This window comes from Serratia sp. BW106, assembly GCF_002607755.1.
GTDB classification, from domain to species: Bacteria; Pseudomonadota; Gammaproteobacteria; order Enterobacterales; family Enterobacteriaceae; genus Serratia; species Serratia proteamaculans.
In genome coordinates, this window is sequence record NZ_MCGS01000023.1 from 58,318 (window position 1) to 80,809 (window position 22,492).

The window sequence follows — 22,492 nt, forward strand, 5'->3', positions numbered from 1 at the left end:
TGCCAAAAAATCCTTATAGTATCCGCAAGTTAATAGTAACGATTTCCCTGGTGTTGTTGTGTGTCTTGCCCCTCTTCTTTGCAGGGGCTTTTTTCTTTATCTCGCCCAGCTTGGTTTATTCATGATGTGGTCCTGCCAGTCCACCACTTCGCTTTCGCGTACCGCAATGTGGCGCACCGTAATACGTTCACCGTGCATCGCCGCCTTGGAGCCGCTAACCAGCGGGTGCCAGGAGAACAGGGGTTTGCCTTCGCCAATCAGGCGATATGCACAGGTCGGGGGCAACCAGTCAAACGTCGTGAGGTTCTCGCGCGTCAACTTGATACAATCTTCTTCCAACTCAAAGCGACGTTCATAGTTACGGCACTGGCACGATTTTATATTCAGCTGGTCACAGGCTACGTTGGTGAAATAAATCTCGTCGGTATCTTCGTCGATCAGCTTATTCAGACAGCATTGCCCACAACCGTCGCACAGCGATTCCCACTCTTGTTCTGACATTTCAGCCAGCGTTTTTTGTTGCCAAAAAGGGGTTTGTGACATGTTCGCGTCCGGTATAGGTAAATGAATAGATAACCTGCGTACAGGTTTTGAGGGTGCACTATATAGATATCCCAGCCAAATGGAAAGACTGAAAACACAATATAATCATAGCGATAACAAAACAATCGCTTAAATAAAATGCTATTTAAAACAACATCATTCAACATTCCGCGCCGTGACTATCCACCGCTTGTGTTTTGCTTTCTGTGGGGAGAAATAGCGCGTTTATCGCTTAATTATACGTACAAATCACAGGCCTATCACCTTTTCGTTTTATCCCCAGATTATCGCCAACCGATACTTCAATTCACCGGTAAGATTCATCTTATAACGCACAATTTGCCGCCAGGCACGGCATAATCCTGCTATGTTTAATGTTCGCCTTTAGAACCGAGATAAGGAGCCAAGTATGTTTGGAAAAGCAGAAGACAAAGTTAATGAAGCTGCCGGCGCCGTTGAGGAAGCCTTTGGTAAAGCAACGGACTCGCCGGATCACCAGGTTAAAGGCGCAGCCCGCAAGTATGCCTCTCAGGCCAGCTATGCAGCTCGCGATGCGGCTGATACGGTGCGGACCCAGGTTGAATCCAACCCGCTTGCCGGCGTGGCTATCGCGGCAGCGGTCGGGATCGTTTTCGGTTTCTTGTTGGGCCGTAAATAAGCCTATTACCCGATGACTACCGAAAAAGACAAAAGGCCCCTGCGGGCCTTTTTTTATGCGTCAAACCCAGGCTTTAAATCACGCGGGTGGTTAACGATTTACCATTGAGGGTAATTTTCAGCATGTCGCCGGAACTCATCGGGCCAACACCTTGTGGGGTCCCGGTAAGAATAATGTCGCCTGCACGCAGCGTGAAGAAACGGCTCATATAGCTGATCAACGGCAGGATCGGAGTGATCATATCGCGAGTATTGCCCTGCTGACGTACCTGGTCATTTACCGTCAGGGACAGCTCGGCATTTTGCGGATCGCCAAACTCTGCCACTGGAATAAAACCGGATATTGGGCAGGATCCGTCGAAACCCTTGGCTTTCTCCCAGGGCTGCCCCGCCTTCTTAAAGCCCGCCTGCAGTTCACGCAGCGTCAGATCAAGCGCAACACCGTATCCGGCGATGGCACGCGCAACGCGATCTTCATTCGCTTGTTTTAACGGCGTGCCGATCAGCACCGCCAGTTCCACTTCATGATGAACCGACCCGAACTCTTTTGGGATCGCCACCGGCTGGCGGATATCGCACAGCGCCGTTTCAGGCTTGATAAATACGACCGGCTCTGCCGAGGTTGCACTGCCCATTTCCTTAATATGGTCGGCGTAGTTACTGCCGACGCAGACCACCTTATTCACCGGAAAATCAAGTAATGAACCCTGCCAGTCTCTATGTTGATACATACCGCTTCTCCCTACAATCATGTAGGGGCTTAGCATGCTAAGCCCGTTATCCCACGCATTGGTGGAGGTACCGTGACCCTATTTTATTGCCCGATACCGTCAGCCATCATACCCACAGCGATGGCAAAATAGTAAGAGCGATTCCAGTGCATGATAGTGCGAAAATTGTCATAAACCATGAACGCACGCCCCTGCATATCATCCGGCGTAATAACCCAACTACGCAGGGTAGAATGCGGTAAGGCTGAACCATCCGCACGACGTATGCCACGCTTTTGCCATTCATTGACGCTGTGCGCCTGGCGATCTTTCAGTCCCAGACTCTCGCTGCTGAAACCAGCGGGCAGTTTAACTTCCCTGCCCCAGCCAACCCCCGGTTGCCAGCCTTCACTCGACAGATAATGGGCTGCGGAGGCAAACACATCGTCAACGTTATTCCAAATATCAATACGGCCATCGCCGTCACCATCCGCCGCGTAGCTCAGGAACGACGTCGGCATAAACTGGCACTGGCCCATTGCCCCGGCCCAGGAGCCTTTTAGCTGTTCGCGGCTGACATGCCCTTGTTCGAGGATACGCAGCGCTGCCATCAATTGTTGACTGAAAAAAGCCTCACGACGCCCTTCAAACGCCAGGGTAGCAAGCGCAGATATGACATCTTCGCGGCCCTGGATCTTGCCGAAGGCGCTTTCCATCCCCCACAGCGCTACCACATAGCGTCCTGGAACACCGTAGCGAGCAGTAATACGCGTCAACTGCGGCTGATATTGTCGATAGAGGGAACGGCCCTGCGCGATCTTGGCCGCTGGCAATACGCGTTTAAGGTAATCATCCAGCGTGATTTTCTTTTCCGGCTGATTGCGGTCCGCCTTGATCACCCGATCAACAAAATGCACGTTGGCAAAAGCACTGTCGACGATAGCCGGGCTAATACCCTGCGCCAACGCCTGACGTTTCAGTTGCTCAACATAGGCCGGGAACTGCGCGGGATCGCGGCCAGTTTCAGCCAACGTACTCTGCACCGGCGCAGCAGTGGCACCCGGTGAAACAGTCTGCGCCATCACCTGCGGACCGGCACTCAGCATCAGCAGAACCACTGTCGTTGTCTTCGCTGATCCTCTCATCACGCAGCTCCTTTGTCGGTTTGGGGTTACTGATCCAGCGTAGCCCCTGCACGCCAACGACGGTTATTTTTTGTCGTCAGACAGGTGCTGGTTTAATAAATTTTCCAACGGCGGTGGTACCTGCAGATAAAACCCTTCGTCCTTCAGGGCCTCTTTCACTTTCTCAATATCTGCCGAGGCTAATTTTTCCCTTCCTTCAAGAGAAAGCACCATCGCCAATTGTGGCAAACCGAAACTTTTCATCAGATCTTCCGGCACTCGGGAGAAATCGTCTTTTTTTTCGACATAAAGATAAGTTTGATCGCGTTTAGGGCTTCTATAGATCACACAAAGCATGTTTTTAACTCTATTTAATTGGGGCAGCGTCTTGCCTGGATATAACTCTGACTATAACATGCTTATAGTACTTCGGAATATCGCACCCCGATTGGTATTCCGGGGATTTAAAGTTGCTGAGACTGAGTCAGGATAGATGTCACAATCGCCAATTGAGCTAAAAGGCAGCAGTTTTACCCTATCGGTTGTTCATTTGTATAATTCGGAACCCGAGGTAATACGTCAGGCGTTACTGGAAAAAGTCGAGCAAGCGCCCGCTTTTTTGAAAAACGCCCCTGTTGTTATCAACGTTGCAACGCTGAACGGCGATGCAAACTGGAAAGAACTTCAACAGGCTGTCGCGGCAGCAGGGCTGCGCGTTGTGGGTATCAGCGGTTGCAGAGATGAGCGGCAAAAACGCGCGATAGCCCGTGCCGGGTTACCGTTGCTGAACGAAGGTAAAGGCCAAAAGATGGCCGCCCCGGAAGCGGCGCCCGCGCCAGCCCCGGTGGTGGATCCCAACGCCCCCGCCAAGACGCGCATCATTAGTGCCCCTGTCCGTTCCGGCCAACAAATTTATGCCCGCAACAGCGATCTGATAGTGACCAGCAGTGTCAGCGCCGGCGCCGAATTAATTGCCGATGGCAATATTCACGTTTACGGCATGATGCGCGGTCGTGCGCTGGCCGGTGCTTCAGGTGATACGCAGTGCCAGATTTTTTGCACGCACCTGGGTGCTGAGCTAGTCTCTATCGCAGGGCAGTACTGGTTGAGCGACCAAATCCCGTCCGACTATGTCGGGCAGGCAGTACGACTCAGCCTGTTGGATAACGCTTTAACCATACAACCTTTAAATTAAGCCCTTTTGACAAGGAATCCATTTCATGGCACGCATTATTGTTGTTACATCGGGTAAAGGGGGCGTTGGCAAGACCACTTCAAGCGCGGCCATCGCTACCGGCTTAGCCCAAAAAGGTAAGAAAACCGTAGTAATCGATTTCGATATCGGTCTGCGTAATCTTGACCTGATCATGGGCTGTGAACGCCGGGTTGTTTACGATTTCGTTAACGTTATTCAGGGTGATGCCACGCTGAATCAGGCGTTAATCAAAGACAAGCGTACCGATAACCTGTTTATCTTGCCTGCTTCGCAAACGCGCGATAAAGATGCGCTGACCCGCGAAGGCGTTGAAAAGATCCTCAACGATTTGGGTGAGATGAATTTTGACTTTGTGGTCTGTGACTCTCCCGCAGGTATTGAAACCGGCGCGCTGATGGCCCTGTACTTCGCTGATGAAGCCATCATCACCACCAACCCGGAAGTCTCCTCAGTACGTGACTCTGACCGTATCCTGGGCATTTTGTCGTCCAAATCCCGTCGTGCTGAGCGAGGCGAATCGGCGATCAAGGAACACCTGCTGCTGACTCGCTATAACCCGGGTCGCGTTAGCCGTGGCGACATGCTGAGTATGGAAGACGTGCTGGAAATTCTGCGCATTCCACTGGTCGGCGTTATCCCGGAAGACCAGTCCGTGCTGCGGGCCTCTAACCAGGGTGAACCCGTGATCCTTGATGCTGAATCCGATGCCGGCAAGGCCTATGACGATACCGTTAGCCGCTTGTTAGGGGAAGAACGCCCCTTCCGCTTCATTGAAGAAGAGAAGAAGGGTTTCCTGAAACGCCTTTTTGGGGGATAAACCATGGCATTACTAGACTTCTTTCTGTCCCGCAAAAAGCAGACAGCCAATATAGCCAAGGAACGGCTGCAGATTATCGTCGCGGAGCGTCGTCGGGGGGACAGTGAACCCCCGTATCTGCCTGATTTGAAACGTGATATTCTGGCGGTAATTTGCAAATACATTCAAATCGACCCTGAAATGCTGCACGTACAGTTTGAGCAGAAAGGGGATGATATTTCGGTACTTGAACTCAACGTGACATTACCGGAATCGGAAGAAGTAACTAAATGAGCGTGACGCATTAATTACCCCCTGTATATTTTCTACAGGGGGTAACTGTATGCATAACCAGTTATTGAGATAAAAAAGACCCAATAATCATTTTTACCCTTTGGGAATAATCTCAATTAATCTTGCGTCACGGTTGTTTAAAGTAAATGCTGGCGGTAAGTGTGTTTACTTAAATTATTTTTAATCAATATTCAGAGCAGTGTTTCCTTACCCTGCCCCGACTTTATCGCAACCCGATTAATAATCCTTCAAAATATCCTGAAGCGGCGTCGCTAATAAATCACCGCGCCAACCGCTGACTAATTCTGGCAAGTTGTCGCCCGCTTTCAATTTCCAATGCCAATTCAGCAACTGATTAATCTGCCGACGCGAGGCCAGCAATTCGCTGCTTAAGCCGCTTTGCTCGCTGACAATGACGATCGCCGCTTTGATTTCCTTGAACACTTTCTTATAACCCGGCTGGTCGATCAGGTTCGGTAACGGCTCCGGCAATGCCGATTCATCCAGCTCACTGGCTTCTGCCACCAGCGCCACCAACGTTTTGCCGTGATAACGGATTTCCGGGCCGCTCAACCCCAGCGAGTCCAACTCTCCCAGCGAGGTCGGCATATGACGCGCTACCTGCCAGAGATTCTCTTCACGCACCACAAAGTTCACCGCCAGGTCACGCTCACGCGCCTGGCGCAGTCGCCATTCCGCCAGCTTCTGCAAGCAGCCCAACTGGCGCGGACGCAGTTGCCAGGCGTTGGTGATTTCACGGTAGGCCAATTCTGGCGCCAGCGTCTCGCTACGGCGTTGGCACAACAGCAGGCATTCATTGCTGGCGGCCGCGGTCCAACCGGCCTCTTCCGTCTCCTGCACCAGCCGTTTGGCCATTGGCAGCAGATAGAACACGTCGGCAGCGGCGTAGACACACTGTTTTTCCGTTAATGGACGCGCCAACCAGTCGGTACGGGCTTCGCTTTTATCCAGCTCCACCTGCATATACTCCGCGACCAGGGTGGCAAAGCCACAGGACATAGGTCGACCGGTAAAGGCCGCCAGGATTTGGGTATCGACCAGTGGCGTCGGCAGGGTTTTGAAGGCGTTGAGGAACACTTCCAGATCCTCACTGCCGGCGTGCAGGAACTTCACTATCTGTGTGTTGCTCAGCAGCTCAATAAACGGTTGCCACTGCTTGATTGGCAAGGGGTCAATCAGGGAGAGTTGTTCACCGTCGTATAACTGAATCAGGCCTAACTGCGGATAGTAAGTGCGCGTTCTGACAAATTCGGTGTCCAGCGCAATCTGGGCATGCTTTTTCGCCTGCTCGCAGACCTGCTGCAATCCGGCATCGGTAGTGATCAACTGATAGTTCAAAACGTCATTCTCTTGGTCGCTTTCATGATTCAAACACAACAACGCCGGCATTCACCGGCGTTGTTGATCTGTAAGGCGTGGATGATAGCCTAGGCGGCATCGGCCGCCACAGGTTTTTTCTGCTCATCACGCAGTTCTCGTCGCAAAATTTTACCGACGTTAGACTTCGGCAATTCATCGCGAAACTCAACAATTTTAGGCACTTTATACCCGGTGAGCTGCCGACGGCAATGGGTCAACAGCTCTTCTTTGGTCAGCGAGGCGTCTTTCTTCACCACGCAGATCTTCACCGCTTCACCGGATACGTCACTCGGTACGCCGATCGCCGCACATTCCAGCACTTTCGGATGTTGACTGACCACGTCTTCGATCTCGTTCGGGTATACGTTAAACCCGGAAACCAGAATCATATCTTTCTTGCGATCAACGACGCGTACAAAGCCCATCTCGTCCACTGTAACGATATCGCCGGTCGCGAGCCAGCCATCTTTCATTACTTCATCGGTGGCATCCGGCCGCTGCCAGTAGCCTAACATAACTTGCGGTCCTTTAACCCACAGTTCCCCCGGCTCGCCGACCGGCACATCATTGCCGTTATCATCCACCAGTCGTATGTCAGTGGATGAAACCGGCAGCCCGATACTGCCGCTGTAGTGCGTCAAGTCGTGCGGATTGCAGGTGACCAAGGGTGCGCATTCGGTCAGTCCATAGCCTTCCAAAAGGTGCTTTCCGGTGGTTTGCTCCCACTTGTCCGCCACCGCTTTCTGCACCGACATACCGCCACCGACCGAGAAACGCAGCGTCGAGAAGTCGAGTTGATGGAAGTCGGCATTATTCAGCAACGCATTAAACAAGGTATTCACCCCACTTATCGCGGTGAACGGATAGCGCCCCAGCTCTTTCACCAGCCCTGGAATATCACGCGGGTTGGTGATCAACAGATTACGGCCGCCCAATTCAATAAACAGCAGGCAGTTCACCGTTAATGCAAAGATGTGGTAGAGCGGCAATGCGGTGACAATCAGCTCCTGACCATCGCGGAACAGCGGCTCGTAGGCGGCTTTGGCCTGCGCCACGTTGGCCTGCATGTTACGGTGCGTCAGCATCGCGCCTTTCGCCACGCCGGTGGTGCCACCGGTATATTGCAGGAACGCCAGGTCGGAATTGATGATGTCGGGTTTAACGTACTGCTGCCGACGTCCGCGCTGCAGTGCACTGCGGAAAGAAATCGCTGCCGGCAGATGGTATTTCGGCACCAGCCGCTTAATGTATTTCACCACAAAGTTAACCAAGGTGCCTTTGGCGGCGGAGAGCTGATCGCCCATGCGCGTCAGGATCACGTGTTTTACCTGGGTGTTGAACACCACTTTTTCCAGCGTGTGGGCAAAATTGGAGACGATTACGATGGCACTGGCACCGCTGTCGTTCAGTTGGTGCTCCAGCTCTCGCGGCGTATACAGCGGATTAACGTTAACCACCACCATACCGGCTCGCAAAATGCCAAACAGTGCGATCGGATACTGCAACAGATTCGGCATCATCAGCGCAACACGATCGCCCTTCTGCAGGCCCAACTCGTTTTGCAGGTAAGCGGCAAAAGCCCGACTGCGCTCTTCCAACTTGCGGTAAGTCATCACTTCGCCCATGTTCATGAAAGCCGGTTGATCCGCATAACGCTGAACCGCATTTTCAAACATTTCGACCAAAGATGAATAACGATCGGCGTCGATCTCTGCCGGAACATCCGCCGGGTAACGTTTTAACCAGACCTTATCCAAGGTATTACTCCTGAAATCATTATTCATTGTCATCGCAGCCCCTAAATATGCAGCCAAACCATAACAATATTTTAACTCAGCAGACCAGTTTGAGTTTTAAACAATATTCAGGTTGCGATGTACGTCACTAATTGGCGCCGTTTCCCTGCGCCAAAAGAAAAAGGCGGCCGGAGCCGCCCTAATAAAATAGTGGATGCCTAACTAACACTACTCGGTAACGATGGTTTGCACCTGTGCCGGGCCTGGATTGTACCAGCCATAACCCACGCCCCACCCCGGGCCCCAGGTACCGCCACGCCAACCCCATGGCCCCATCGGAGCCGGCGGCATCATCACCTGTTGGGTGAGGTGCCAGCGTTTATAGCCGGTAGCATTCATGGTGACAAACTTGTACGGCGTCATGCCAATCTTGCCGTCTCTCACGCCGGTGATCGGTCCGACCACGGTAACCAACTGACCTTTGAAATCCACCGGCTCCAGGAAACCGTTAACCGAGGCTAACAAACGCCCCCGCGACGGTTCGCCCAAAATAGGCCGGGCGCCGGAGTCGAGCGGCACAGCGGCGATTTCCAACACCGTGCGCCCCTGCTCATTGGCAACATTCACCACGGTGCCACCAAAACGGGCCTCGGCCCCAACAAACAGGTTCGGCGCATTCTGCACCGAGGATAACTGCTGCACCGGTGTTTCCGTGCTGCCTTTAATGGCGTCGGGTACGGTTACGCAGCCCGACAGCACCAGCGCGCCACCGGCAATGGCCAGCAGCGACATTTTTTTATTTACAGTGCGGGTTAACATCGTCGCAATCTCCTGAAATAGCTGTAACTTTGACATCAATTCACAGAGCAAGTTGCAGTTCATTCATATCCCGATTGCTACCAAAGCACAATAGGTTGTGCTATTCACGCCCCGGCAATTTTTTCCAGGTGACTTCATTACGCAGGTAGGTTGGTTCGGCATTTTCAACCGCGACCGCCAACCCCTGTTGCCAGGCATGCAACGCCAACGGCAGCATATCTTCCGCCTGCGGCAGCAGCATTTGACCATCACCCAGGCTTAACGAGGAACCGGTGACCAGATCCGGGTAGGTTTGCCAACCGGTACCCACATGCGCCCAATGCCCTTGCAGGCCTTGCGCTCGTTCCAACGCTTGCGGTGGTGAAAGTACCGCTTCGCCTTCGCTTTCCAGCCAATGGCCGTCTTGCTGACGCTCAAACTGGCCCCAGTAAACCTCACCCATGCGCGCATCTATCGCCGCCAGCACCCGATCAGCCCCGGTGACGCGCCAGGCGCCTTGCGCCATAGTCTGCAACGTAGAGATACCCAGCAGCGGCAAGCCGGCACCCAACGCCAGGCCCTGCGCGATACCAATACCAATGCGCACGCCGGTAAAGCTGCCGGGCCCACGGCCGAAGGCCAGAGCATCGAGCTGATTAAGGGTGATACCGGATTCCGTCAGCACTTGCTGCACCATCGGTAAAATGCGTTGCGTATGCTCACGTGGGCACAGTTCAAACAGGGCGTGGATTTCGCCTTGATTCCAGATAGCAACGGAACAGGCTTCCGTCGCTGTATCGATCGCTAAAATTCGCGTGGACATGCCAACCTCAGGCGGGAAAAAAACAGGGTTTTTCATACAGGGCGCGCATTGTAGCACAGCCCTGAGGTCACGCCTATCCGCTAGCGCTCTGCCTGCAAGAAGGCAATTGCCTGGGCGATATCACGGGTGCGTGGCGTCGGCGGCAGGCTGTTGAGGAACACTTCGCCATACGGCCGCATCACCAAGCGGTTATCGCAGATCACCAGTACGCCGCGATCGTCGGTATCGCGGATCAGACGCCCAACGCCCTGTTTCAGGGTGATGACCGCATCCGGCAGTTGCACGTCGTTAAACGGATCGCCACCGCGTAACCGACAATCTTCAATCCTCGCTTTCAACAGCGGATCTTCAGGCGAGGTAAACGGCAGTTTGTCGATGATCACGCACGACAAAGCATCGCCACGCACGTCCACCCCTTCCCAGAAGCTGCTGGTCGCCACCAGCAACGCGTTACCGGACTCAACGAACTGCGCCAACAGTTGGCCCTTACTGGTTTCCCCCTGCAGCAGGACCGGCAAGGTCATGGTCGCACGGAACTCTTCCGCCAGTTCGCGCATCATCTGGTGTGAGGTACAAAGGAAGAAACAGCGGCCGTTATTGGCCTCAATCAGCGGGCGCAGCATACGCGCCAGTTGCCGAGCACCACCCGGCTGATTCGGTGACGGCAAAAAGCGCGGTACACACAGCAATGCCTGTTTGGCGTAGTCGAACGGGCTGGCCAGCAGCAAGGTTTTCGCCTTGTTCAGGCCAAGGCGCTCGGTAAAGTGCCCCATTTGTTCATTAACCGACAGGGTTGCCGAGGTGAAGATCCAACTGCCCGGTTTCTCGTCCAACAGTTCACGGAAACGATCGGCTACCGTCAGCGGTGTCAGCGCCAGGACAAAATGGCGTGAGTTGCACTCATACCAGTAGCTAAAGCCCGGTTCATTGACTTCTTTCAAACGTTTGAGACGCGCGCGATACAGCGTGGCACGCTCGAAGGCGGCGTCCAGCAGGGCCGAACGGCCCAGAGACAGTTTGACCACGTCGTAGCACAGCTCCAACGCGTCATCGAGCAGCAGTAAGGCACGTTGCACATTGGGTTGGCTTAGTACCTCGCGCAGGTTGCCGCGAAACCCCGGCTCCCCCAGCATCAGGCGGAAGTCCTGCGTGCTTTGGCTGAGGCGGTCAGCGCTTTTTTGTAACTGAGCCGCGTCACGCACTTCGGTGCGGTAGGCAATGGAAATGTCTTTGGCCAGATCCAGCAGTTGGCGGCTGGTCAGCTGTTTGCCGAAATACTGGCTGGCGATATCCGGGATCTGATGCGCTTCATCGAAGATCATCACATCGGCCTCGGGGATCAGTTCGGCAAAGCCGCCCTCTTTCACCACCATGTCTGCCAGGAACAAATGGTGGTTTACCACCACCACGTCGGCATCCATGGCCCGGCGACGCGCCTTGACCACAAAGCAATCTTTATACAGAGGACAGTCGCTGCCCAGACAGTTATCGTTGGTGCTGGTCACCAGCGGCCAGACGAAGCTGTCTTCCGCCACGTCGCTGCAGCTACTGATGTCACCCTCTTTGGTCATTGATGACCACTTGCGCAGATAGACCAGATCGATCAGCGCCTGTCCTGCCAGCTCACCACCGGCCATCGACTGCTGTTCAAGACGTTCCAGACACAGATAGTTGGATCGCCCCTTCAACAACGCCATCTTGCCTTTGTACTTCAGCGCTTTGGCGACGGTGGGCAGATCGCGTGCATAAAGCTGATCCTGCAGCGCTTTTGAACCGGTGGAGATAATCACTTTGCGATCGGCCCGCAGTGCCGGTGCCAGGTAGGCGAAGGTTTTACCGGTGCCGGTGCCCGCTTCGACCACCAACTCCTGCTTGAAGTTAATGGCTTCGGTAACCGCCTCTGCCATCTGCCGCTGTGCTTCACGCGGTTTGAAACCCTTGATTGCCTGCGCCAGGGCGCCGTCTGTTGCGAAATCGTCTGTCACGCTATCTCTCTGCCGGTGTAATTCAGCGTTGATTATGCCAATCCTGCCGCGCGGCTACCACCGACTTTATCATCAAGCATTTCTACCGGGGGCTGTGATACCCTTAAGGTGATGATGATATGGAGATAACTGAATGAATATCGAACGAATTGATCCGGACCAGCGTTGGTCAGAAGCCGTGGTTCACAACGACACGGTTTATTACACCAGCGTGCCGGAAAATCTGGATGATGACGCCACTGCGCAGACCGCTAACGCGCTGGCGGCGATTGATGTGATCCTGGCCCGTGTGGGTTCTGATAAAAGCCGGGTGCTGGACGCCACTATTTTTCTGGCCGACGGTGCCGACTTTGCTGCAATGAATGCGGCCTGGGATGCCTGGGTGGTTGCTGGTAGCGCCCCTGTACGTTGCACTGTGCAAGCCAAACTGATGAACCCGAAGTACAAGGTTGAAATCAAAATTATTGCCGCGCTGTAAAATAAAAAAACCGCAGACGATAACGCCTGCGGTTTTATTGGGTGTCACCGGCTGCTGATTAAGCCAGTTTGATGATCACCATTCCCGCCAGTAACAATACCAGGCCGATCCAGCCTTTGGCATTCAGCCGTTGACCGAACAGGATCCAGCCGGCTGCGATGGTCGCGGCAATACCGAAACCGCCCCACAATGCATAGGCAACCGACAGATCAATCCCCTTCACTGCCTGCGCCAGCGCACTGAACGCCCCCAGCACCGACAACAAAGACAACAGACCCAACCAAACCTTGCGGAAGCCGTCCGACATTTTCAGGAAAATGTTGGCAATAATCTCCAGCACGATCGCCAGCCCCAGAAACGCGATGTGGTACAACTCAAGCTGTTGCATGGTTGTCACCTCGCGGAGTGGCCTGTTTGCGTGGCTTGCGGGTACCGGATTTGACCAGCATGATACCGGCAATCAGGGTGACCAGACCCAACACTTTCAACGCCGAGATCGGCTCATCAAACCACATCACGCTGAACAGGGTAATAAACAGGATACCGATACCTTCCCACAAGGCATAAGCGACCCCCAGAGCAACGCGTTTAACTGCCAACGACAGCATCACATACGAGGCGGTGATCATCACATACATCACAATATGGCCGGTCATGCCGCCGCTGACGCTGGCGTATTTCATTGACAGGGTACCGATAATTTCGGTCACAATGGCCAAACCTAAAAAGATCCAATAAATCATGATTTCTCTCCCAAACGGCGAATAACGCACGCTAAGGCATATTTATCCCGATTTATCTCGTCAGACAGGCGCAACGAGGCGCTGACGACGCAGAGATCCCTGGGGATAAACTGACCCAAACGTAATAAAAATGTTTGCCCGGCTACGCGGAATGACGGAGGACTGAGCCTGTCACCAGCACCGGTTAAGGGAGAAAGACGCTATAGCTCGCTGCACCAGTGATGCTCACTGGCAAGGATGGCAGACAGGAAAAGCTGGCAAGTAGAGGTTCTGAGGGTAATTCCATTAGTTGTCATCATAAGTATTCTCTATTCTCAGCCGCACATAATCTTGTTACACGGAGTGCGATTTGCCCAATATCCTCATCAAGTAAAATTTTTAACTGAGATAGTTGTACCATAGCAATAATTATAAAGCAAACCGCTGTTTTCGCAAAAACGATAAAAAAACAGTTTAAAAATAAGAAAGTTAACTAATTTAAAAATAAAAAAAGACCCAACAAGTCGTTGAGCCTTCGTTTAAGTTGGACCGACCCAATAATCGGCGATCCCAGGCCCGGCGCGGGTTACGCCGTGGCGCCGTTAACTGCGGTTCGCGCCAGTTCAGTGATGCGGGCGTAGTCACCATTTTCCAGCGAATCGGCTGGCACCAACCAGGATCCACCGATACACAGCACGCTTTTCAGCGCCAGGTAATCACGGTAATTGTTCGGCGTAATACCGCCGGTCGGGCAGAAACGCACCTGCGGGAATGGGCCGCCGATCGCCTGTAGTGCCTTCACACCGCCGTTGGCTTCCGCCGGGAAGAACTTGAACTCCCGCAGGCCATGATCCATCCCCAGCATCAGCTCTGAAACGGTGCTGATGCCCGGAATCAATGGAATGGTACCTGCGGTAGCCGCTTTCAGCAGCGACGCTGTCAGGCCTGGGCTGATGGCGAATTGCGCACCGGCTTCGGTCACCGCCTGCAACTGCTGCGGGTTAAGCACCGTACCGGCACCGATAATCGCCTCCGGCACCTCAGTGGCAATAGCGCGGATCGCGTCTATGGCACAGGCGGTGCGCAAAGTGACTTCCAATACGCGCACGCCACCGGCTACCAGCGCCCTGGCCAACGGCACCGCATGTTCCAGCTTGTTAATCACAATCACCGGAACTACCGGGCCTGCGGTCAGGATCTGTTCTGCGCTGGTTTTCCAGTTTTTCATCGTTACTTCTCCATTACTTACGGGTTATCAATGGCACGCCCCTGCCACAGGGCTCCGCATCTAAACGCGGGCGTCCGGCCGTACCCCAAGTGATGTGGTGCCCCGGCACTGCAGGCAAAAAAATGCCGGCAGATAATCTGCCGGCCGGGTCATTATTCGAACTCGTTCCAGGAACGGCCATCGCGGGTGATCATCGCCACCGAGGCAACCGGGCCCCAGGTGCCGGACTGATACGGCTTCGGCGCTTCGTTATCCGCTTTCCACGCGTCCATGATGGAGTCCACCCACTTCCAGGCTTCTTCCACTTCATCCCGGCGCACAAACAGCGCCTGGATGCCACGCATGGTCTCCAGCAACAGGCGCTCGTAGGCATCAGCCACGTGCTCCTGGTTGAAGGTCTCTGAGAAACTCAGATCCAGCTTGGTGGTTTGCAGACGGTGCTTGTGATCCAGCCCCGGGACCTTGTTCAACACCTGGATCTCGATGCCTTCATCCGGCTGCAGACGAATGGTCAATTTGTTCTGCGGCAACTGCTGGTAAGAATCGCTGAACAGGTTCAACGGCGGGTTCTTGAAGTAGACCACCACTTCAGAACATTTGGTCGGCAAACGCTTACCGGTACGCAGGTAGAACGGCACGCCGGCCCACTGCCAGTTGTCGATATCGACACGGATGGAGACGAAGGTTTCGGTATTGCTGCTTTTGTTCGCCCCTTCCTCTTCCAGGTAGCCCGGTACCTTTTTGCCCTGTACGAAGCCGGCGGTGTACTGGCCACGCACCGTGGTTTCACGCACATTGGTCTGATTGATGCGACGCAGTGAGCGCAGAACCTTCACTTTCTCATCACGAATGCGGTCAGTGCTCAAGTCCGCCGGTGGTGACATGGCGATCATGGTCAGAATTTGCAGCAGGTGGTTCTGGATCATGTCGCGCATCTGGCCGGCCTGGTCAAAGTAGCCCCAGCGCCCTTCAATCCCCACCTCTTCCGCCACGGTGATCTGTACGGAGTCGATGGTGCGGTTGTCCCAGTTGGAGGCGAACAGTGAGTTGGCAAAACGCAGCGCCAACAGGTTCAACACCGTCTCTTTACCAAGATAGTGGTCAATACGGTAAACCTGGGTCTCATTGAAGTATTCCGCAACCTGATCGTTAATCACGCGGGAAGACGCCAGATCGGTACCGAGCGGTTTTTCCATCACTACGCGCGCCGGATCGTGGTTCAACTTGGCTTCACCCAAGCCTTTGCAGATCGCGCCGAAGGTGCTTGGCGGCATGGCAAAGTAGTTAATGGTGGTGCGATGCTTCTGGTCCAGCATTTTGCCCAGTTTGGCAAAGTTCTTGCTGTCGTTCACATCCAGGTTGCAGAAATCCAGGCGCGCGCTCAGCGTGGCCCAAAGTTCGTCATCCAGTTTTTCTTTCATAAAGGTGCCAAGCGCTTCCTTAACCACCTTGGTGTAGGCTTCTTTATCCCACTCGGCACGGCCGACGCCGATAATACGGGTATCCGGGTGGATATGACCGGCTTTCTCTAACTGGTACAGGGAAGGCAACAGCTTACGACGCGCCAAATCGCCTTTCGCGCCGAAAATAACCAGGTCACACGCCTGGGCTGTAGAGGTTACCGCCATGTTCATCTCCTCGTTGCAGGATATTTGTAATTTTCTTACATTACTAATGTACTCTCTTTAACTACGGCCAGTAAACCCGGATCAAAAGCAGAAAAAAAGCCCCAGAAATTGCAGTGTTAAGCGCTATCGGTGGTATATGCCGCGGACCAAACTAAAAACTGTAATTTTCTGTCTTTTTTGACGCCCTTTTACCATTATGAAAGTTAGACACAGGTCATGTTCTGATGAAAAAACTCTGCATACCCTCTGTCGACACTGCCAACGGTTACCAGCACGTAGTATATTTTCACTAAACCGGCATTGATTTCTCCTTTGATTGAAATCGACAAAACCCATGAGTGACTCTCGTTATATGAATACGCTGGAAAAAATCCAGAGCCATCTGGAGCTGTTGAGCAAATCTGAACGGAAAGTCGCTGAGGTGATCCTGGCCTCCCCGCAGACCGCCATTCACTCCAGTATCGCGACGCTGGCCCGCATGGCGGACGTTAGCGAACCCACCGTCAACCGCTTTTGTCGCCGTCTCGATACCAAGGGTTTTCCCGATTTTAAACTGCATCTTGCCCAAAGCCTGGCCAACGGCACCCCGTACGTAAATCGTAACGTGGAGGAAGATGACAGCGTTGCTTCCTATACCGGTAAAATTTTCGAATCTGTAATGGCCAGTCTCGATACAGTAAAGGCAAATTTGGATATTGCAGCAATCAATCGTGCGGTTGACCTGCTCACCCAGGCAAAAAAAATCTCTTTCTTCGGTTTAGGCGCCTCGGCGGCCGTCGCCCACGACGCCATGAACAAATTTTTCCGCTTTAATATCCCGGTGGTCTATTTCGATGACATCGTCATGCAACGCATGGGATGCATGAACTCCAGCGAGGGAGATGTAGTGGTGTTAATCTCCCACACCGGCCGCACCAAAAACCTGGTGGAAATGGCACAGCTGGCGCGTGAAAACGACGCCACAGTCATTGCCATCACCTCACGTGATACCCCTCTGGCGCAAGAGGCAACCCTGGCATTGTTGCTCGATGTACCGGAAGATACCGACGTTTATATGCCGATGGTGTCACGAATTGCGCAATTAACGCTCATCGACGTTCTGGCCACTGGATTTACCTTGCGCAGAGGGGCCAAATTCAGAGATAACTTGAAGCGGGTCAAGGAAGCGTTGAAAGAATCGCGCTTTGATAAGGGGGTAGTCATCCCCAACAATTTCGACTCGTAACCGATGTGAAAAAACCTGTCGTTCAAAATAGTCTGAACGGCGGCATTAGAGGCAGTACCCTGTTAAAACGCTCATGCGGGTAACCCGAGTGAAATATCAGTGTAGTAAAATTACATTTCACTCCTGGTTTCGTTATCCGACGTTATCGCAACACCAATAATTTGCTTCACCAGTCAACGGAGTAATACATGTCCAGACGGCTCAGAAGAACCAAAATTGTTACCACCCTGGGTCCGGCTACTGACCGCGACAATAATCTGGAAAAGATCATTGCCGCCGGCGCTAACGTAGTTCGGCTCAACTTTTCCCACGGCACGGCAGAAGACCACCAGATCCGCGCTGACAAAGTGCGTGAAATTGCTGCCAAGTTGGGACGTCACGTCGCTATTCTGGGTGACCTGCAAGGGCCGAAAATTCGCGTTTCTACCTTTAAGGAAGGCAAAATCTTCCTTAACATCGGCGATAAATTCCTGCTTGATGCCAACATGTCCAAGGGCGAAGGCGATAAAGAAAAAGTCGGTATCGACTATAAAGGCCTGCCTGCCGACGTGGTGCCAGGCGACGTACTGCTGCTGGATGACGGCCGCGTACAGCTGAAGGTGCTCGAAGTTCAGGGCATGAAAGTGTTTACCGAAGTGACCGTTGGCGGCCCGCTGTCCAACAACAAAGGCATCAACAAGCTGGGTGGCGGCCTGTCCGCTGAAGCCCTGACCGAGAAAGACAAGGCCGATATTGTCACCGCGGCAAAAATCGGCGTCGACTACCTGGCAGTTTCCTTCCCGCGTACCGGCGAAGACCTGAACTACGCCCGCCGTCTGGCCCGCGATGCAGGCTGTAACGCCAAGATCGTGTCCAAGGTGGAACGTGCCGAAGCCGTCTGCAGCGACGAAGCGATGGATGACATTATCCTGGCCTCCGACGTAGTGATGGTAGCCCGTGGCGATTTGGGCGTCGAAATCGGCGATCCGGAGCTGGTCGGCATCCAGAAAAAACTGATCCGTCGCGCCCGTACGCTGAACCGCGCCGTGATTACTGCGACCCAGATGATGGAGTCGATGATCACTAACCCAATGCCGACCCGCGCCGAAGTTATGGACGTGGCGAACGCCGTGCTGGATGGGACTGACGCCGTGATGCTGTCTGCTGAAACTGCGGCAGGCCAATACCCGGCAGAAACCGTGGCGGCGATGGCACGCGTTTGTCTGGGCGCTGAGAAGATCCCAAGCATCAACGTCTCCAAACACCGTCTGGACGTGCAGTTCGACAACATTGAAGAAGCTATCGCCATGTCTTCAATGTACGCGGCTAACCATCTGAAAGGCGTGACTGCCCTGATCGCCATGACCGAGTCCGGCCGCACAGCGCTGATGATGTCACGTATCAGCTCCGGCCTGCCGATCTTCGCCATGTCACGTCATGAGCACACGCTGAACCTGACCGCGCTGTACCGTGGCGTTACGCCGGTGTACTTCGACAGCCACGAAGACGGCGTCATCGCAGCCAATGACGCGGTTAACCGCCTGCGCGACAAAGGCTTCCTGGTATCCGGCGATCTGGTGATCGTCACCCAGGGCGACGTGATGGAAACCGTAGGGACCACCAACACCAGCCGTATCCTGCGCGTCGAGTAACCCAGACTGCTGCCGGCCGTACCTCGGCCGGCATTTTTTCCCGCTCCGCCCTTCCCCCCTGTTAAACTCATTTCCAGTCGCCACTATGGCAAATGGAGAGCCATCGATGCTTCATCAACACCCACAGCAAAACCACACTGAACAAGCGCTGGATCTCGACGGCCTGGGAATGGAGAATTTGGCAGAGGGAAGCCTGCGGGGTAACTCGCTGCTGAAAATCAGTCTGTACGACAATCGACTTCGCCAGTTCCCAATGCAAATCCTGCAGCATACCGATCTGCAGGTATTGAATATCTCCTGCAACCAGCTTAGTGAGCTTCCGGTCGAAATAGGCCAACTGCGAAGGCTGGCAATGCTGGATTGCGGCCACAATAAGGCCAGCAGCGTACCTGCAAGCATCGGTGAACTGCGTGAGCTGACCTATCTTTATCTGAGCGACAATGCCTTTTGTGACCTGCCTGTCGAGCTGGGCCGGTTACACAAGTTGCGCTATCTGAACGTGACGGATAATCAGCTCAGTGAACTGCCGGCGGCCATTGTTCAACTCGGTGCCCTGCAGGAATTGCGGTTGTACAATAATCAACTTGTCAGTTTGCCAACCACTGTCGGGCAGTTGACCGCACTGCGGGAACTGCACCTGATGAAAAACCGCCTGACCACGCTACCGGATGAAATTGCCCTGTTGGCTGAGCTGGCCGTGCTGGATCTGGAAAACAATGCCATCAACCGGCTACCGGCTGCATTTTGCCACTTGCCCAGCCTGACTCACCTCAACCTGCGAACTAATCAGCTACAGCAGTTACCGGCGGATTTTGGCCAGCTAACGGCCCTGAGCACGCTTGACCTGCGCGCTAACCACCTGAGCAGCCTACCGGACAGCATGACGGCATTGACGAACCTGCGACGGTTGGACCTGCGCTGGAACAACTTTGCCCAGATACCCGCCGTACTGGAGCCGCTGATGGCTCAGGGTTGCATGGTCCATATTTAAGCACAGCAAAAACAAAGGGCCAGACACCCTGAGATGACTGGCCCTTAACCCCAAGCAAAACCTCGCTTAGCGGTATAAATCATCACGCGAATAAGGTTCTATCTCACCTTCTTTACGCGTTTTCAACAGCTTGAGGATCCAGGTGTACTGCTCCGGGTTCGGACCCACCAGATTCTCCACCTCTTCATTCATCCGACGCGCAATAGTGTGGTCATCGGCCGTAGCCAAATCATCCATCGGCGGGCGAATATAAACATCCAGCATGCTGGTCTTGCCATCATACACCGGGAACAACGGCACAATGGCCGCGCGGCAAACTTTCATCAGGCGTCCAACCGCCGGCAACGTCGCCTTATAGGTGGCGAAGAAATCGACGAATTCACTGTGTTCAGCACCGTGATCCTGATCGGGCAGATAATAGCCCCAATAGCCCTGACGCACGGAGCTGATAAACGGCTTGATGCCGTCATTGCGCGCATGCATCCGGCCACCAAATTTACGGCGCACCGTATTCCACAGATAATCGACTAACGGATTGCTCTGGTTGTGGAACATCGCCGCCATCGGCTGACCGCGAGCCGCCATCAGCATCGCCGGAACATCCACCGCCCAACCATGCGGCACCAGGAAAATCACGTTACGGCCTTCTTCACGGATTTTATCCAGCACCTCTTCACCATGCCAGCGAACGCGCTTGAGCACTTTCTCCGGTTTGGTGCAGGCCAGTTCGGCCATCAGGATCATCGATTGCGGCGCGGTGGCGAACATCTCATCAATGATGTGCTCACGCTCGTTTTCCGGCACTTCCGGCAGGCAGTACAGCAGGTTGATACGCGCGCGGCGTCGGGCACCTTTGGCCACTTTGCCGGCCAGCTTGCCAACCGCACCAAGCACCGGATCGCGCAGGCGAGCAGGCACCAATGAAATGCCGGCCATCAGCCCGGTTCCCAGCCAAACGCCCCAGTAGCGTGGGTGGTAAAAGGCTTTTTGAAATTGTGGAATGAACTCTGAGTTCGATTTTTTTTCGTTTTGCATGCACAAGCTCTTAACTTAGCGGTTCGGCTAATCATAATTGCAAAGGTCGATTTTGCAATTAACCACGGCGAAGCACCAATATAAAACAACATCGGCCCGAAATCAGGCCGATGGAATCACTGGCGCAGTAACGCGCCCGAACAAAGGGATTAATCCAGTTGCAGTTGCGGAGTGACTTCCTTCACCTGCGCCAGATAATCACTGCGATCTTTACCGCTCAGCCCTTCAGAGCGTGGCAGTTTCGCCGTCAACGGGTTCACCGCCTGTTGGTTGGTCCACATTTCAAAGTGCAGATGCGGGCCGGTTGAGCGGCCGGTGTTGCCGGACAACGCAATACGGTCACCACGTTTCACCTTCTGCCCTGGCTTAACCAGCAGCTTTTTCAGGTGCATATAACGCGTGGTGTATTGGCGGCCATGACGGATCGCCACATAGTTACCGGCAGCGCCGCTACGCTTGGCGATCAACACTTCACCGTCACCCACGGCCAACACCGGAGTACCGACCGGCATCGCAAAATCGACACCTTTGTGCGGCGCAATGCGCCCGGTGACCGGATTAACCCGACGCGGGTTGAAGTTGGAAGAAATGCGGAACTGCTTCATGGTTGGGAAACGCATAAAGCCTTTCGCCAGACCGGAACCCTGACGATCGTAGAATTTACCGTCCTCGGCACGGATAGCATAGTAATCCTTGCCGCCGGTACGCATGCGCACACCCAGTAACTGGCTCTGAGCACTCTTGCCGTCAAAGTGTTCGCGGGACATTAATACCGAGAATTGATCGCCCTTGCGCAGTTTGCGGAAATCCAACTGCCACTGCAGCGCTTTGATCACCGAATTGATTTCTGCTCGGCTCAGGCCGGCACTGCTGGCGCTGCTGACAAAGCTGCCGTTCAAACGGCCGCTGATCACGTTGTTGCGCCATTCGCCCTGTTGAGATTCCTGGGTTTCTTTGAAGTTGTTGCCAGTACGATCGTAGGTGCGGGTCTCACGCCGGGAGACTTCCCAGGTCAAACGCTGCAGATCGCCGGCATCATTCACTGTCCATGACAGCTGCTGGCCGATTTTCAGATTACGCAGATCGCGGTTTTGCGATGCCAGCAGCGTGACGTCCGACATATCGATACCATATTGGGTCAGGATACTGCCCAGGGTATCGCCAGTGGAAACCACATATTCATGCACTCCATCCTCACCGGCGACCTTCTGGTCCAGCTCATCCTGTGGGATGTCATCATCGGGGGTGGCTTGGTCGAGATCGATCGGCTCACTGGCTTCGGGCAGCAAGGACCGTAACTGACTGGATTCTAATTCAATACTCTTAACGATGGGGTTATGTTCTGGGTGATAAACAAAAGGCCGCCAGACGGCAACGGCCAATGTAACCACTGTCAGCGACCCCAGCATGACGCGATGGGGCCGTGGCAGGTTGTTATACGCCAGAGCGATAGTTTTGACTATCTGCTGCACTCGATTTTATCCTCATAATC

23 protein-coding genes are annotated in these 22,492 nt (G+C 53.9%); 8 read left to right on the forward strand and 15 right to left on the reverse strand.

The features are described 5' to 3' along the window. Nucleotides 1-96: 96 nt before the first annotated feature. A complete protein-coding gene (locus tag BEI65_RS16400; protein WP_012145475.1) occupies nucleotides 97-543 on the reverse strand; it encodes a YcgN family cysteine cluster protein in 447 nt (148 codons plus the stop codon). 409 nt (nucleotides 544-952) lie between these two features. Here BEI65_RS16400 and BEI65_RS16405 point away from each other — a divergent pair, with 409 nt between their 5' ends. Next, nucleotides 953-1,201, forward strand: coding sequence for a CsbD family protein (locus BEI65_RS16405; protein ID WP_012145476.1), 249 nt, complete (start codon nucleotides 953-955; stop codon nucleotides 1,199-1,201). A 73-nt stretch (nucleotides 1,202-1,274) separates the two neighbouring features. Here BEI65_RS16405 and BEI65_RS16410 read toward each other — a convergent pair whose 3' ends face one another. The 3 genes from BEI65_RS16410 to BEI65_RS16420 all read right to left on the reverse strand — a co-directional run bounded on the left by BEI65_RS16410 (nucleotide 1,275) and on the right by BEI65_RS16420 (nucleotide 3,391). Next, the gene (locus BEI65_RS16410) at nucleotides 1,275-1,931 is read right to left on the reverse strand and encodes a fumarylacetoacetate hydrolase family protein (protein WP_012145477.1); all 657 of its coding nucleotides are present in this window, start codon (nucleotides 1,929-1,931) and stop codon (nucleotides 1,275-1,277) included. Between the two features lie 83 nt (nucleotides 1,932-2,014). Next, nucleotides 2,015-2,992, reverse strand: a complete 978-nt coding sequence (locus BEI65_RS16415; RefSeq protein WP_369804764.1) for a lytic transglycosylase domain-containing protein — start codon at nucleotides 2,990-2,992, stop codon at nucleotides 2,015-2,017. Between the two features lie 126 nt (nucleotides 2,993-3,118). Beyond that, on the reverse strand, nucleotides 3,119-3,391 hold the full coding sequence (locus tag BEI65_RS16420; protein WP_099064256.1) for a YcgL domain-containing protein: 273 nt from the start codon (nucleotides 3,389-3,391) through the stop codon (nucleotides 3,119-3,121). Nucleotides 3,392-3,527: 136 nt separating this feature from the next. On the opposite strand from BEI65_RS16420, the gene minC reads away from it, so the two are divergent. The 3 genes from minC to minE are packed head-to-tail and all read left to right on the forward strand — an operon-like array spanning nucleotide 3,528 to nucleotide 5,340. Then, the gene (gene minC / locus BEI65_RS16425) at nucleotides 3,528-4,229 is read left to right on the forward strand and encodes a septum site-determining protein MinC (protein ID WP_099064257.1); all 702 of its coding nucleotides are present in this window, start codon (nucleotides 3,528-3,530) and stop codon (nucleotides 4,227-4,229) included. Between the two features lie 25 nt (nucleotides 4,230-4,254). Beyond that, on the forward strand, nucleotides 4,255-5,067 hold the full coding sequence (gene minD, locus BEI65_RS16430; RefSeq protein ID WP_012145481.1) for a septum site-determining protein MinD: 813 nt from the start codon (nucleotides 4,255-4,257) through the stop codon (nucleotides 5,065-5,067). Between the two features lie 3 nt (nucleotides 5,068-5,070). After that, entirely contained in the window at nucleotides 5,071-5,340 is a 270-nt protein-coding gene (minE, locus tag BEI65_RS16435) for a cell division topological specificity factor MinE (RefSeq protein ID WP_012145482.1), read from the forward strand. A gap of 237 nt (nucleotides 5,341-5,577) precedes the next feature. Here minE and rnd read toward each other — a convergent pair whose 3' ends face one another. The 5 genes from rnd to BEI65_RS16460 form a co-directional block, all read right to left on the reverse strand. Then, on the reverse strand, nucleotides 5,578-6,699 hold the full coding sequence (gene rnd, locus BEI65_RS16440; RefSeq protein WP_099064399.1) for a ribonuclease D: 1,122 nt from the start codon (nucleotides 6,697-6,699) through the stop codon (nucleotides 5,578-5,580). A gap of 89 nt (nucleotides 6,700-6,788) precedes the next feature. Continuing rightward, nucleotides 6,789-8,477: a long-chain-fatty-acid--CoA ligase FadD gene (gene fadD / locus BEI65_RS16445; RefSeq protein ID WP_099064258.1), complete on the reverse strand. Its 1,689-nt coding sequence runs from the start codon at nucleotides 8,475-8,477 to the stop codon at nucleotides 6,789-6,791. A 207-nt stretch (nucleotides 8,478-8,684) separates the two neighbouring features. Further along, on the reverse strand, nucleotides 8,685-9,275 hold the full coding sequence (locus BEI65_RS16450) for a Slp family lipoprotein (RefSeq protein ID WP_099064259.1): 591 nt from the start codon (nucleotides 9,273-9,275) through the stop codon (nucleotides 8,685-8,687). Between the two features lie 100 nt (nucleotides 9,276-9,375). Further along, a complete protein-coding gene (gene tsaB / locus BEI65_RS16455; RefSeq protein WP_099064400.1) occupies nucleotides 9,376-10,077 on the reverse strand; it encodes a tRNA (adenosine(37)-N6)-threonylcarbamoyltransferase complex dimerization subunit type 1 TsaB in 702 nt (233 codons plus the stop codon). A gap of 80 nt (nucleotides 10,078-10,157) precedes the next feature. Beyond that, on the reverse strand, nucleotides 10,158-12,062 hold the full coding sequence (locus tag BEI65_RS16460; RefSeq protein ID WP_099064260.1) for an ATP-dependent DNA helicase: 1,905 nt from the start codon (nucleotides 12,060-12,062) through the stop codon (nucleotides 10,158-10,160). Between the two features lie 133 nt (nucleotides 12,063-12,195). On the opposite strand from BEI65_RS16460, the gene BEI65_RS16465 reads away from it, so the two are divergent. Beyond that, entirely contained in the window at nucleotides 12,196-12,540 is a 345-nt protein-coding gene (locus tag BEI65_RS16465; protein WP_044551823.1) for a RidA family protein, read from the forward strand. Nucleotides 12,541-12,598: 58 nt separating this feature from the next. On the opposite strand, the gene mdtI is transcribed toward BEI65_RS16465, so the two are convergent. The 4 genes from mdtI to zwf all read right to left on the reverse strand — a co-directional run bounded on the left by mdtI (nucleotide 12,599) and on the right by zwf (nucleotide 16,118). Further along, nucleotides 12,599-12,928: a multidrug/spermidine efflux SMR transporter subunit MdtI gene (gene mdtI, locus BEI65_RS16470; RefSeq protein WP_012145489.1), complete on the reverse strand. Its 330-nt coding sequence runs from the start codon at nucleotides 12,926-12,928 to the stop codon at nucleotides 12,599-12,601. Then, on the reverse strand, nucleotides 12,915-13,283 hold the full coding sequence (gene mdtJ / locus BEI65_RS16475) for a multidrug/spermidine efflux SMR transporter subunit MdtJ (RefSeq protein WP_176979420.1): 369 nt from the start codon (nucleotides 13,281-13,283) through the stop codon (nucleotides 12,915-12,917). Before mdtJ ends, mdtI begins: the two co-directional genes overlap by 14 nt. 565 nt (nucleotides 13,284-13,848) lie before the next feature. Further along, nucleotides 13,849-14,490: a bifunctional 4-hydroxy-2-oxoglutarate aldolase/2-dehydro-3-deoxy-phosphogluconate aldolase gene (locus BEI65_RS16480; protein WP_099064261.1), complete on the reverse strand. Its 642-nt coding sequence runs from the start codon at nucleotides 14,488-14,490 to the stop codon at nucleotides 13,849-13,851. A gap of 152 nt (nucleotides 14,491-14,642) precedes the next feature. Next, complete coding sequence (zwf, locus tag BEI65_RS16485) at nucleotides 14,643-16,118, reverse strand: glucose-6-phosphate dehydrogenase (protein WP_085117144.1); 1,476 nt, start codon at nucleotides 16,116-16,118, stop codon at nucleotides 14,643-14,645. Nucleotides 16,119-16,470: 352 nt separating this feature from the next. Between zwf and BEI65_RS16490 the strand changes: the two genes are divergently transcribed. The 3 genes from BEI65_RS16490 to BEI65_RS16500 all read left to right on the forward strand — a co-directional run bounded on the left by BEI65_RS16490 (nucleotide 16,471) and on the right by BEI65_RS16500 (nucleotide 19,965). Further along, a complete protein-coding gene (locus BEI65_RS16490) occupies nucleotides 16,471-17,343 on the forward strand; it encodes a MurR/RpiR family transcriptional regulator (protein WP_099064402.1) in 873 nt (290 codons plus the stop codon). Between the two features lie 188 nt (nucleotides 17,344-17,531). Then, a complete protein-coding gene (gene pyk / locus BEI65_RS16495; protein WP_085117145.1) occupies nucleotides 17,532-18,974 on the forward strand; it encodes a pyruvate kinase in 1,443 nt (480 codons plus the stop codon). Between the two features lie 106 nt (nucleotides 18,975-19,080). Further along, nucleotides 19,081-19,965, forward strand: coding sequence for a leucine-rich repeat domain-containing protein (locus BEI65_RS16500; RefSeq protein ID WP_099064262.1), 885 nt, complete (start codon nucleotides 19,081-19,083; stop codon nucleotides 19,963-19,965). 66 nt (nucleotides 19,966-20,031) lie between these two features. Here the strand turns inward: BEI65_RS16500 and lpxM are convergent, their stop codons facing one another. Next, a complete protein-coding gene (gene lpxM, locus BEI65_RS16505; RefSeq protein ID WP_012145495.1) occupies nucleotides 20,032-21,000 on the reverse strand; it encodes a lauroyl-Kdo(2)-lipid IV(A) myristoyltransferase in 969 nt (322 codons plus the stop codon). A 149-nt stretch (nucleotides 21,001-21,149) separates the two neighbouring features. Then, nucleotides 21,150-22,472, reverse strand: coding sequence for a murein DD-endopeptidase MepM (gene mepM / locus BEI65_RS16510; RefSeq protein ID WP_099064263.1), 1,323 nt, complete (start codon nucleotides 22,470-22,472; stop codon nucleotides 21,150-21,152). Between the last annotated feature and the right edge of the window lie 20 nt (nucleotides 22,473-22,492).